Here is a 13,823-nt window from a genome sequence, read left to right as displayed (position 1 = left end):
ATATAATCAATTTATTGAAAGCGTTTTATAACAGAAGAGGAGACGACGAGATGAAGTGGAAAGCGTTAACAAAAAATTATGAATTATATATCTTGCTATTACCCGCTTTATTGTATTTTGCGATATTTCATTATTGGCCGATGTACGGTGTGCAAATTGCCTTTAAGAACTATGTAACTACCCAAGGGATTTGGGGAAGTTCATGGGTAGGACTTAAACATTTTAGTGAATTCGTTAATTCTTATTTATTTTGGCAGTTATTCAGAAATACGATCGAAATAACCGTGTATTCGTTGGTCATTGGTTTTCCAGTACCTATCATCTTGGCACTTATGATGAACGAGTTGAGAAGTGCACGTTTTAAAAAGGCGGTGCAAACCATCACATATGCACCTCATTTCATCTCTACGATCGTGCTTGTATCCATGTTAACTTTTTTTCTTTCACCGCAGACCGGTTTAATCAATAAGGTAATTTATTTTTTTGGAGGCAGTCCGATCCCATTCCTTACTTCTCCGGAGTGGTTCAAAACGATTTATGTATTCTCCGGGGTTTGGCAAACTGCTGGATGGAGCTCCATTATCTATATGGCAGCGTTAGCGACAATTGATCCGCAAATCAATGAAGCCGCTGTTATAGATGGCGCTTCTCGTATGCAACGAATTTGGTACATTAATATCCCGGGGATTTTCCCGACGATTGTCATTCTGCTTATCCTTAGTGTTGGTAATTTAATGTCCGTCGGATTCGAAAAGATATATTTGATGCAGAATCCGCTCAATATGGAGTCATCCGACATTATTACTACTTATGTCTATCGAAGAGGGATTCAACAATCCCAGTATAGCTTCGCTTCAGCAGTTGGATTATTTAATTCCATAATCAATTTCATTCTCCTAGTTATGGTTAATAGAATAGCCAAAAGCTTGAAACAAAGCAGCCTTTGGTAAAGTGGCCCCTTGAATTAAACTTCTAAAATAGATGATGCGAGGAGTGGGAACGTGTTCTACGAAACGAGAAAAGATAAATTGTTCAACAAAGTCAATAACATATTGTTGCTGCTAATAACGGCATGCGTGTTATATCCAATCATTTTCATTATGTCAGCGTCAGTCAGCGATCCAATCAGGGTTAGTCTCGGGGAAGTTTGGCTATGGCCAAAAGGACTGACCTTCGAGGGCTATCAACGAATCTTTGGATTTAACCCTCTATGGGTTGGATACCGAAATACGATTTTTTATACGGTTGTCGGTACCGTTATCAATCTGTTCATTACGCTAACTTGTGCTTACTCATTGTCTAGAAAAGATTTGGTGGGCAGGAACTTTTTTACACTGTTATTGGTGTTTACGATGTTTTTCCATGGTGGGCTCATTCCAACATTTCTAGTCGTTAAGAAGCTTGGCCTAGTAAACACGTACTGGGCGCTTCTGTTGCCGAGTGCGGCATTTACGTGGAACATTATCATCACACGCACCTTTTTTCAGACAAGCATTCCTATTGAACTTCAGGAATCCGCTCATATGGACGGCTGTTCGAATACACGTTTGTTTCTGCGTATCGTGCTGCCTTTATCGAAGCCAATTATTGCAGTGATGGCTTTATTCTATGGTGTGTCTCATTGGAATTCATTTTTTGATGCTTTAATCTATTTGTCAGATAGGGATCTTTACCCGCTTCAGCTCATCCTGCGAGAAATTCTGGTGCTTAATCAAGTTAACGACATGCTTAATATGACCACTGATCAAATGGAAAGTCAGATGAAACAGATGTACATGGCGGAGATTATGAAATACGGTCTGGTGATTGTCTCATCGCTTCCGCTGCTGATTGTCTATCCATTCCTGCAGAAGTATTTCATGAAGGGATTCTTAGTTGGCGCAATCAAAGGGTAGTTGCAAACTGTGTTGAGCTGGTGGAGAATGAAGGGAGTTGATCGTCTATGTAAAAAAACTAAAAGTATGGAATAAAAACTGGGGGAAGTTTGACAGGTATTTAATAAATCAAATGGAGCGTGGACGAAAATGAAAAAGGTGTTTGTAACGTCAATGGCAGTTGCATTAGCAATGAGTTTGATTGTAACAGCATGCAGCAGTAATAGTGAAAACGAGAGTCAGAATACCGCTAAGCCTACGGATACAGGGAAACAAGCATCAGAGCTTCCCAAAACTAAAGTTAATGCAACTGGGTTTCCGATATCCAATGAAAACATACAGCTCTCGATTATGGTGAAAAAAGCGGCAAATCAGGGTGCTTGGCAGGACCTCTGGATTTCTAAACATCTGGAAGAAAAGCTGGGAGGAAAAATCGTTGCAACGGAAGTGGACGACGCTTCATGGAATGAAAAGAAGAATCTTGCCTTTGCTGCAGGTGAATTGCCTGATTTCTTTATGACAAACAATGCATTTACATCTACTGATGTTTTGAATTATGGGCAGCAGGGACAACTGATTAGCTTGAATGAACTAATCGACAAGTATGCACCGAATATTAAAAAGTTTTTGGACGCAAATCCCGATATCAGAAAGTCGATCACGGATCCTAAAGGTAACATATATGCGCTTCCCGGTGTTAATCCGGTGAAACGAGAAGCTTCAATAGGACGGTATTGGATTAACAAGCAATGGCTGGATAAGCTGGGTTTGAAAATGCCTACCACACTGGATGAATTTTATACAGTTCTGAAAGCGTTTAAAGAGAAGGATCCGAATGGCAATGGCAAAGCGGATGAAATTCCAGCCTCGGGCAGTACATCAAACCCGCTGAGCATGATTGTTCTAAGTGCTCTTGGATTGGTAGAAGGGTCATGGAATGGCATTACCTTAGATAAAACGGGCAACAAGGTTATTTATGCGCCACAGCAGCCAGAATATAAAGAATATTTGATCTTTATGAATAAGCTGTTCAAAGAAGGCTTAATCGATCCGGAATACTATACACAGAATATTCAAGCATACCGGGGAAAAGCGCAGCAAGGACTAGTGGGTTTCTTCTTTGATGCATCACCAGTTCTTTCCGTAGGTGCAGAGAAATATACCGACTATCCGAGCTTTCCGCCACTAACCAGTCCTCAAAATAATACGAAAATGTGGCCTGTCCAACGCATTGTAACGCTAGGTGGACTTAGTTCAATGGCCATTACGTCCAAAAATAAAAATCCTGAAGCTACCATGCGTATATTTGATTACGCCTATACGCCAGAAGGCGGTCAGTCCATTCGCTTTGGTCCTGAGGTGGGTGTGCTGCGCCAAGATGCAGGCGTTGTAAAGAATAGCGACAACACATGGCAATTTAAGGCTCCGGCAGATATTGACAGCTATACCTATCGTTCGAAGTTCGTGACCAATATGAGCTTGACTTATACAGATCAGTTCTCAGCCAATAATAAGGAAGCACCAGATTCGATATTCTTAACACAGAATATCGTGAACAACCAGATTCCTTACGGAAAACTAATTTATCCAAATGTCTTTCTGACAGCAGCGGAGACGGAAAAAGTCAATAAAATTCAAACTGATCTCAAAACATACGCTGAACAGCTAGAAGCCAAATTCATTTATGGCGAGACACCGATCTCCAAATGGGATGAGTATATTGCTACCTTGCAGAAAATCGGTTCAAAAGATCTGGTCGACGTATACCAAGCGGCCTTCGACCGTTGGAACAAATAACTTATTATAATGGAGCGAAATAACTTTTGTTAACAGCCGAGGGAGTGGAGAATAAGTATCTTCACTTCCTCCATTTTTATATTGGGGAGGGAATATTGATGAAAGATCAGCAAACTAGAATGAGAATACGTGTAAACAAACGGATAGTTAGCATTTTGCTGACATGGATACTAGTGCTTCAACTTTTTCCAGTCGCCCTATATGCCGATGATCCAGACCCTTCCGAATCGCCAGCAGATTACGTGGTGTATGTCGATGGCGTGGGATCAGGGGCTGAAGACGGCACGACACGGAATCATGCATTTCAATACTTGTCGGAGGCGTACGGAGTATTTGCTAGTTCGTTGGAAGCGGGTGAAAAGGCTGTTATCGTCATTGCCGGACCCGTATCAATTTCAAATGACACAGGGCTGGCGAAACCGGCGAACAGGGCAGATGCCTACGCTTTACCGGCTCATCAGGGGCTAGTCGTGCTTACAAGCAAATACGATGAGGAGAATTACACATCCACCGGGACATTGGCGTTCAACAACAAGGTACTCCATCTATTTGGCGACACGAAGTTGGAGAATCTCGTCGTCTCCTCAGCGCTGGCGACATTGTTTGGAGGCTACCATGCGATTCACTTTGGAAAAGGCATCAGCTCGAGTGCGTCGGGGAATTGGGTTGTAAAGGATATTTACGGTGGGACGAATGTGGATGTCGGACTCGCAACCCCAATTAACCATACATCGATAAGGATTGAAAGTGGGAAATATGACAATGTATACGGAGGCGGTTCCTACTATCAAGGTGTGATCCTGCGGTCGAAGAATTACAGCAGCCACATTACTATGGACGGCGGGACGGTAAGCAACATTTTCGGAACGGGGTTGGGGAATACAGATAATCCTCACCAGAAAAGCGTGAAGATTGACATGAACGGGGGAACGGTAGGCTATATCTATGGGGCCCATAAAGAGGGAACGGTTTATGAAGGTATTGAAATCAACATCAAAGGTGGAACGGTGACAGCTGCTGTATATGGTGCCAATCAATATGTCCGGCCTGCAAGCGGTAGCAACATGTCCTATACGCCAACCTTGTTTGGAAATGTGACGGTCGCTGTCTATCAAAATGCAACAGCAGGATCCATTTATGGTTCAGCAACGGGAGCGAATGTGGTCGGAGAAAGAACAGTGGTGCTGGACGGGTTCGGGACTGAAGAAGCATTAGCAAGTCCAGGGAGTACGCTGGGAAATGCAGATGTGCTGAAGCTGAACCACACTTACTTGAAGTTGGGTAGTGCGAACGCAACTTTTTGGAGCAGCTTGGAAGGTTTGAAGATGACGGATGATAGCCGCCTGAAGTTGGAGTTTAATCCCGGTGCATTGCCGGCGCTAGGACTTTCGGTGTTGAAGACGCAAGCACGGTATGTGCTGGATGTACCGCTTATCACCGCCCCATACGGTACAGCCAATCTGTTTGCTCTACAGACTCCTTTCCAGTATTCATTAGGTTATGAACCAGGCGATGCGTCAACCGATGCCCGTTGGCAATTGTCTCAAAGCTCCGACCCTTCCGAATCGCCAGCAGATTACGTGGTGTATGTCGATGGCGTGGGATCAGGGGCTGAAGACGGCACGTCACGGAATAATGCCTATCAATATTTGTCGGAGGCGTACGGAGCATTTGCTAGTTCTTTGAAAGTGGGTGAAAAGGCGGTGATCGTCATTGCCGGACCTGTATCGATTTCAAGTGACACAGGGCTGGCGAAACCGGCGAACAGGGCAGATGCCTATGCTTTACCCGCTCATCAGGGGCTAGTCGTGCTTACAAGCCAATACGATGAGGAGGATTACACATCCACCGGGAGTTTGGCGTTCAACAACAAAGTACTGCATCTATTTGGCGACACGAAGCTGGAGAAGCTCGTCGTCTCCTCAGCGCTGGCGACATTGTTTGGAGGATACCATGCGATTCACTTTGGAAAAGGCATCAACTCCAATGCGTCGGGGAATTGGGTTGTAAAGGATATATACGGTGGGACGAATGCGGATGTCGGACTCGCAACTCCGATCAACCATACATCGATCAGGATTGAAAGTGGGAAATACGACAATGTATACGGAGGCGGTTCCTACTATCAAGGCGCGATCCTGCGGGCGAAGAATTACAGCAGCCACATTACGATGGACGGCGGGACGGTGAGCAATATTTTCGGAACGGGGTGGGGGAATACAGATAATCCTCATCAGAAAAGCGTGAAGATTGACATGAACGGGGGAACGGTAGGCAATATCTATGGGGCCCATAAAGAGGGGACCGTTTATGAAGGTGTTGATATCAACATCAAAGGTGGAACGGTGACAGCTGCTGTATATGGTGCCAATCCATATGTCCGGCCACCAAGCGGCAGCAACATGTCCTATACGCCAACCTTGTTTGGAAATGTGACGGTCGCTGTCTATCAAAATGCAACAGCAGGATCCATTTATGGTTCAGCGACGGGAGCGAATGTCGTCGGAGAAAGAACAGTGGTGCTGGACGGGTTCGGGACTGAAGAAGCATTAGCAAGTCCAGGGAGTACGCTGGGAAATGCAGATGTGCTGAAACTGAGCCACTCTTACTTGAAGTTGGGTAGTGCGAATGCGGCTTTTTGGAGCAGCTTGGACGGTCTAAAGCTGACGGATGATAGCCGCCTGAAGCTGGAGTTTAATCCCGGTGCATTGCCGGCGATAGGACTTTCGGTGTTGAAGACGCAAGATCAGTATGTGATGGATGTACCGCTTATCACCGCCCCATACGGTACAGCCAATCTGTTTGCCTTGCAGATTCCATTCCAGTATTCATTAGGTTATGAACCAGGCGATGGTTCAACCGATGTCTACTGGAAATTGTCCGATGATGGCTTCTCGATCGGGCAGAGAGGAACGGATGGCACACCGCTGGACGTCGATTTGGGGTTGCCGGCAAGCTATGATGCTGATCTGGATGGCGAATCTGTATTCGATCGGTATGAACAGCGGTTAGAGGAGCTTGGTGACGCTGCAGAAGCTGCCAACGTCATTGTACCAGCAGCAGTTCAAGGCGAAGTAGAGATTTATGTTGCACCGAATGGAAGCGACACCAATAGCGGCAGGAAATTAGCGCCATTGCGTACGATTCAAAAGGCATTGAGCTACATTCCCTTGATTCGGGCCAGTTTGAACGTTAAAGGGATTGTGATCTATCTGCGTGAAGGTACTTATATCTCGGAAGAACCCATTGTATTGGGCGAGAAACATTCTGGAACCGACGAATCGCCTGTGATCCTAAGCGCGTATATGAATGATGAAGTGCATATCGCAAGTGGTGTCGAAATAAGTGGCGACGAATTCTCCCCTGTAACAGATGAGTCGTTAAGAGAAAGATTGCCTTCCACAGCATTGGATCATATTGTAGTGGCTGATTTGCGAGCACTTGGCATTACTGACTACGGCTCTATCGTTTCTGGCCGGCCTGGCGGTCCGACTTACCAGGTATTTATGGATGGCGAGGCGATGAGGTTGGCTCGTTATCCCAATGTTACCAAGCTTCCACTTGGAAAGGTGCTCGATATTGGGCCAATAACAGCTAGTTACAGCAGTTTTGCTCAAGGTACGAATGCGAGTTCTACAGGCATTGAATTTGTTGAGCAGAATAATAGACCCTTTAAATGGCTGGATAATGACAACATTTGGCTGAATGGATCATTGTTTGCGGAATGGGATACACGAAATCTGCGTATTTCCGACATTAAGCAAAGTTCATCCAGCATTAAGCTGGCTGGAGGGACTACTCTCGGTGCATTAAGCGGCCCCGATCAGACCTACTATTATTATAATGTGCTTGAGGAACTGGATGTACCTGGCGAGTTCTTTCTTGATACGGTGAATGGACTTTTGTATATGTATCCGATTCATGATTTAACATTTGCAAAAGTGACATTTGTGTCCAAACCTCATGATATTGTGCAATTAAAAGGGACACGAAATGTCGTATTAAATGGCTTAATCATTGAATACGGCGGCAAAAATGGGATTGTAATGGATAACAACAATTACAAGACGGTTGTCCAGAATAGCACCGTGCAGTATGTTGCACAAACCGGTGTCGTTATAGCCGGCAAAGAAAGTGGACTAATCCAATCCACCATTCACGATACTGGGAATAATCCCGCGAGTTTTACTACGGATTCCGATTATTTTGATTTCACGCCGGATCATAACTTTCTGCAAAACAGCTATATTTACAATACCGGCCGACTTAATCCCGAGTTCGGATATGTTCACTTAAATGGCGTAGGCAATGTAGTCTCGCACAATTTGATTCAAGGCACTTACGGTGTCAGCATTTATACCACCAATGTCAACGAGTCAATCGTCGAGTATAACGAGATTGTCGGCGGACCCGTAGAAACTTATGATAGCGCGGCAATTTACGCCATAGGCTTTCCAGTGTCCAAAGGCAATCATTATCGCTACAACTATATTCATGACATCGGTATTTCATCGGAGAGCTACAATCCGCATGGCATTTATTTTGACGAAAGCTCATCTGAGAATTATGTATACGGAAATGTAATGAATAACATTCCCACTGGATTTTTCACAAATTCTGGTGGAGACAATGTTGTGACGAATAACATCGTCATGCATGGCAGGCCAAATTCAATTGCCTCCATATGGGGAAGCTCTAATTTTGACACCTTTACACTGCCACAGCGTCTACTCCGAGCTCCACTTTTGCAATCTAGTTATAACCTGTATCAAAGTATGTCAAGCACAGCAAAAGCTGCCTTGAGAAATAGACAGCCTGCGCTGTGTGACTATTACGATAAGATGCAGGAGGTACTTGCCGAACGGGCAACTCTGGGCAGTGCTTATGTAATAACGGCCAAGGAACGTGAGCTTGTAAAAGCCAATGGCAACGCATTTATCGGGAATATATCCTATGATCACAAAAATATAATAGCCAACGGAACAAATCATACGGTAGAACCTAATTTGGTAACGGATATAGATCCTTTTGTCGACTCTGCTAATGGAAACTTTTCCCTGAAGAGTGGCATGGAGCTAGAGTTCGAGTATAACCCGATTCCATTCGAGCAAATAGGAATTATCGGAACCAAGAGGGGGATAGGAGACTTCAACCAGTACGGTCCTATTAATGGCAGTCATGGGGAAGTGTATTCAGGTGATGTCTTACTACAATGGACCCCAGCGGCTGGAGCAGATCATTACATTGTTACGGTGGCTACGGACGAAGAATTGACGCAAAACGTGAAAGTTATTGATACAGAAAAGGCTTTCCATCGCTTGGCAAACGATGCTTATTTCCAATATGACCAAACCTATTATTGGACGGTTACAGCTGCTACGTATGCAAATTCTCGAATAGGTACACCGGTCAGCCACAGCCAAGCAAATTCATTTACGACAATGACGTTTGAGGAGTATCTGGCAGCAAACAAAGCCGACACGACCAATTTGGAACTCGCAATTACCCGAGCAGTGGCTTTAGCGGGAACAATAGAGGAAGGAATTGACCCTGGACAATACGTATTTGGTGCCAAGTCTGCGCTTGAGTCCGCAATTGCTGATGCAGAGCTGATTTTGGCAGAAGCGGAGTCCAAGCTGCAAGAGGAGGTGAACACGGCAACCGAAATACTATGGCAGGCGATACAGGAAGCAGTTTCACAGAGGAATATTGCCTTCCGGACTTTCGATATCGATCTCGTTAAATGGAGTGAAACCGGTGATGCCGTACCGCCCCGTATAGCTGTTACTCAAAACGTATATGAATTATCCATGGGGGTTACAGGCAGTGTTACTGAGATTGTTTATAATGAAAAGGTCGATCTTCGCGAAATCCTGACATTTGATTTCTATTTGGAGGATTTGGTGCAATGGAATGGTTTTGTAATAAGACAATCCAGCAAAGATGTCATAGCAACCAAAGTCGCAAACACGGATTCTTATTTTATTGTCATTAAGGGCGACCAGTTGGAGCTGCAAAAGCGTAATGGTGGGATCAGCTATGGAAATCTAGCTGTTGTGCCTAATAATGATGTCATTCTAACCTCTGGTCAATGGTACAACGTAGAACTGGGGGCCGTAAATGAATCCGGCGGAACAGTTCGTGTTTTATTTAAGATCGATGGTGTAACGGTATTTGATTTTGTAGATACGACGAATCCGATCTTGGAATCCGGGTACTTCGGAATTGTGCTGCAGGAGGCGAATGGCATTGTTAAATTACGAGCAGCTGATTCGATACCTCCCACGGAATAAGGAATAACCCTATTAAATCATAGTGAAGGCGGCCTATACCATGAAAGAGAAATTTGCTGTACAGCTGTATACCCTGCGTAACGAATGCCAACAAGATTTCCCAGGCGTACTAAGAGAACTGAAGGGAATGGGCTGGGCAGGAGTTGAATTTGCTGGACTGCACAGTTATTCGGCAGAAGAGATTGCCGAAGTGCTGCAAGAAACAGGCTTACAAACGGCAGGTATGCATGTTTCGTTCGAGCGTTTAAACAGTGAACTAGAGAGCGTGCTCACGGAAGCAAGACGATTGAATACGTCAACTTTAATATGTCCTACAGTACCCCATGAGCTACGGAACGAGGAAGGATTTCAGCAATTTCACGCTCAATTAAATCATATTGCGAAGAAGATACAACCGGGTGGTTTTACGCTCAGCTTCCACAACCATGCTTTCGAGTTTGAAACCATTGTTAATGGAAGGAATGCATTGGCATATATACTTGAGCCTTCTGCGGAGAATGCCGTATTGGCTGAAGTTGATGTGTATTGGGTGGCGAAAGCCGGGCAAGATCCGGCTGCATTTATTCGTTTATACAGCCATCGGATGCCAACGTTGCATTTGAAAGATATGAGCGACGATGAGAATCGGACGTTTGCGGAAATTGGCACCGGAGTGATCAATTTCGATCCTATTCTGATATGGGGAGAGCAGAATGGCGTTACCTGGTACGTTGTGGAGCAGGATGTGTGCCAAGGCAATCCAATGGACTGCGTGAAGCTTAGCTTAACGAACTTGCACCGAATAGCGGATAGACTTGGAGAAGACATATAATACATTCACTGGATTAAATGATCTGATCTCATAAGCTGTAATTGTTCTTAGCTTGAGTTCTATAAGGAGGCTGTCTCAAAAGTCCGTTCAGACTTTTCGAAACAGCCTCTTTTTGTTACCACATTAGAAAGTATAAGTTTTCGGTTCCCGAAAACATCTTGATAATTGGCGATAAAAACTACCTTTAAAACGCGGTCGCACATCCTCGAAGGACTTCGATAGAAGTTTTTCTCAATAACCGCTGAGCTAATAAACCTGCCTTTCGCAATCTAACTGGATTTTCTCCATCTATTATAAGCGGATTTCATGCAATTGAAAGATTAACTGGATTTCCTGTAGTTATATTCCTTACATTTGCTCGATTTTTCAAATGACATACAAATTAAATGTGTTTTTTCCATCTAATCGTGAAAATACGTCAGATTCGAGCAAATTAGCTGTAGTTTATATTAGTTTATACATCTAAACATACATCGGCAGTCACCTTACGTTCGCAAGCCACAAACTAACCTCAAACCAGCTACAATTCTACGCCGTATCCTCGGTTCCTTTTCTCGTGTTTGTCTTTTGGGACAGACCCACTGGAATTTGTATTCCACAAACTTGCTTTCAAATTCAAGAAGCAGTGGATGGATCAGGAGAAGGCTTATTTAAAATTTGATGTTTTAGTACATATTTTTTAAATGATCAGGGTCGAAGCAAGATTTATAATAGAGGTAGGCTGCTAGTGAAAGCGATTACTATTAACTGAATTAAGGGAGGCTACGCGTTTAGCACTAGGTCACCAGTGTTCGAATTCTTTTTAAATTAACGGTATTAAGGGGAGTATGAAATTCGATTTCGAGCGATTGAATAAGTTGCAGGTGTATTTTACAAGTGATGATGAGGATGTTCAGGGTTTTAGACGCGTTCTGGCCACAGATTCCTCAGATGCGTACATGGATGCTTGGTTGCCGGCAGGTCATACGATTGGGTATGAGCATACGTTTGTCCATTAAGTTGTGGAGTTGATGACAGCTCTATCAGAGGATTGTCAGCTGGTTCCGAATTTTGTGGAAGGTATGAAATGTCAAGAGGTGCTGGAAGCGGTGGATCAATCGATCGCGCAGCGTCGTTGGGTGGAAATTAGCGAAGTCTATGATATGGGGAGGAGCGGTTTGCGATGAGTCAGAAACAAGCTTTGATTGTATGGGGTGGCTGGGACGGTCATCAACCCGAGGAGGTTGCGGGGATTTTTGCAGGTTTGCTGCGGGAAGAGAATTATGTTGTGGAAGTTTCTAATACGTTGGACAGCTTCCGTGATGAGGAGCGCTTAAAGAGTGTTGATCTCATCGTTCCTGTGTGGACTATGGGGAATATTGAAAAAGAGCAGCTGGCGCCTCTCATTCACGCAGTTAAAGTAGGCGGTTCAGGCATAGCAGGTTGCCACGGCGGTATGGCGGATTCTTTCCGTAACGAAGTGGAGTATCAATATATGGTTGGTGGCCAATGGGTGGCTCATCCTGGCAATGGTGGCGTTACGTACACGGTTCGTATTAAAGATAGCGAGCAGCCCTTGACTGCGGGCATCGGAGATTTCGTCGTTGTTTCGGAAAAATATTATATGCATGTCGACCCTGCGATTAAAGTGCATGCCGTGACAGACTTCGATGACGTTGAGATGCCCGTTGTGTGGACGAAAACATACGGCGCAGGCAAAGTGTACTATAACTCACTGGGTCATCAAGCTAACATTGTGCGTATGCCGGAAACATTGGAATTAATGCGACGTGGGTTGCTATGGGCAACGCGCTAATCGTAAGGGGGAAGTAAGACGATGAACAAAATGAAGGTTGGTATTATTGGCTGTGGGAATATTAGTGCAGCTTATATGAAAAACATTCCTGGATATGCGCATCTGGAGCTTTACGCTTGTGCGGATATTGATGTGAGTCGCGCGCAAGCGCGTGCGGAGGAGTTTGCCATTCCGCATGCTTACACAGTAGAACAATTGCTGGGTGATCCTCTGGTGGATATTGTCATTAATCTGACGATTCCAGCGGTTCATGCAGAAGTATGTATTCAAATTCTTGAAGCGGGTAAACACGCTTATGTAGAGAAGCCGCTTGCTGTAACACGTGAAGAGGGTCAACAGATTTTGGAAGTGGCGAAGCGCAAAGGGTTATTGATCGGCAGTGCGCCAGACACGTTCCTCGGTGGCGGCATTCAAACGTGCGTGAAGCTGATTGAGGATGGCTGGATTGGTACACCTATCGCTGCTACAGCATTCATGATGTGGAAAGGGCATGAACATTGGCATCCAGATCCGGAGTTTTATTATGCCAAAGGTGGCGGTCCAATGTTCGACATGGGTCCATACTACCTAACAGCATTGGTAGCGCTGCTGGGACCAATTCGTCGCGTGACAGGTTCTACAGCGATATCTTTCCCTGAACGAACGATTTCCAGTGAGAAAAAGCGTGGTCAGAAAATCAAGGTAGACACGCCTACGCATGTGACTGGTTTGATTGATTTCCATAGCGGTGCGATTGCTACGATGATTACTAGTTTCGATATCATGGGCGGCACGCGGTTGCCGAACATTGAAATCTATGGCAGCCACGGATCCTTACGGGTACCTGACCCGAATACGTTCGGCGGACAGGTGATGATTCGCAAAAACGGTTCCGATTGGGAGCCGATCCCATTTTCACACGGCTACAAAGACCCAAACCGCGGCCTTGGTGTTGCAGCTATGGCGCAGGCGCTCATCACAGGAGACAGTTCCGCACACCGTGCTAATGGCGAGTTAGCTTACCATGTGCTTGAGGCGATGCATGGTTTCCATGATGCTTCGGATGCGGGGCAGCATTATATGATGAAAAGCAGCTGTGAGAAGCCAGCTGCGTTGAATCCACAAACGGTGTTATAAACAACAATAGGCGAAGACTGTCAGAATAATCATTCTGAAGGTCTTTTTTCACCTATGGAAGCAAACAATTATTATAATGAAAGTGGATGGATCAGGAGCCGGCTTATTTAAAATTTGATGTTTTAGTACATATTTTT

Annotated in this window: 7 protein-coding genes and 1 pseudogene; all 8 read left to right on the top strand. The window is 44.7% G+C overall.

What is annotated here, in order from left to right:
- Positions 1-50: 50 nt before the first annotated feature.
- Positions 51-950 (top strand): ABC transporter permease, encoded by a 900-nt coding sequence (locus GC096_RS12540; RefSeq protein ID WP_171630566.1) that lies wholly within the window; start codon positions 51-53, stop codon positions 948-950.
- A gap of 51 nt (positions 951-1,001) precedes the next feature.
- Positions 1,002-1,895 (top strand): carbohydrate ABC transporter permease, encoded by an 894-nt coding sequence (locus GC096_RS12535; protein ID WP_171630565.1) that lies wholly within the window; start codon positions 1,002-1,004, stop codon positions 1,893-1,895.
- A 129-nt stretch (positions 1,896-2,024) separates the two neighbouring features.
- Complete coding sequence (locus GC096_RS12530) at positions 2,025-3,671, top strand: type 2 periplasmic-binding domain-containing protein (protein ID WP_171630564.1); 1,647 nt, start codon at positions 2,025-2,027, stop codon at positions 3,669-3,671.
- Positions 3,672-3,769: 98 nt separating this feature from the next.
- The gene (locus GC096_RS12525) at positions 3,770-9,964 is read left to right on the top strand and encodes a right-handed parallel beta-helix repeat-containing protein (RefSeq protein WP_171630563.1); all 6,195 of its coding nucleotides are present in this window, start codon (positions 3,770-3,772) and stop codon (positions 9,962-9,964) included.
- A gap of 40 nt (positions 9,965-10,004) precedes the next feature.
- Entirely contained in the window at positions 10,005-10,775 is a 771-nt protein-coding gene (locus GC096_RS12520) for a sugar phosphate isomerase/epimerase family protein (RefSeq protein WP_171630562.1), read from the top strand.
- Positions 10,776-11,533: 758 nt separating this feature from the next.
- A pseudogene (locus GC096_RS12515) lies at positions 11,534-11,941 on the top strand (Gfo/Idh/MocA family oxidoreductase); the annotation flags it as partial.
- The gene (locus GC096_RS12510; protein ID WP_171630561.1) at positions 11,938-12,570 is read left to right on the top strand and encodes a ThuA domain-containing protein; all 633 of its coding nucleotides are present in this window, start codon (positions 11,938-11,940) and stop codon (positions 12,568-12,570) included. The pseudogene GC096_RS12515 and the gene GC096_RS12510, both read left to right, overlap by 4 nt.
- A gap of 21 nt (positions 12,571-12,591) precedes the next feature.
- A complete protein-coding gene (locus GC096_RS12505; protein WP_171630560.1) occupies positions 12,592-13,686 on the top strand; it encodes a Gfo/Idh/MocA family protein in 1,095 nt (364 codons plus the stop codon).
- The last annotated feature ends 137 nt before the right edge of the window (positions 13,687-13,823 follow it).

Origin of the sequence: Paenibacillus plantarum, assembly GCF_013141695.1 — a bacterium.
In the GTDB taxonomy this organism is placed as follows: Bacteria; Bacillota; Bacilli; order Paenibacillales; family NBRC-103111; genus Paenibacillus_E; species Paenibacillus_E plantarum.
The sequence above is the reverse complement of the archived record's forward strand: the minus strand, read 5'-3'. Positions and strand labels throughout refer to the sequence as shown.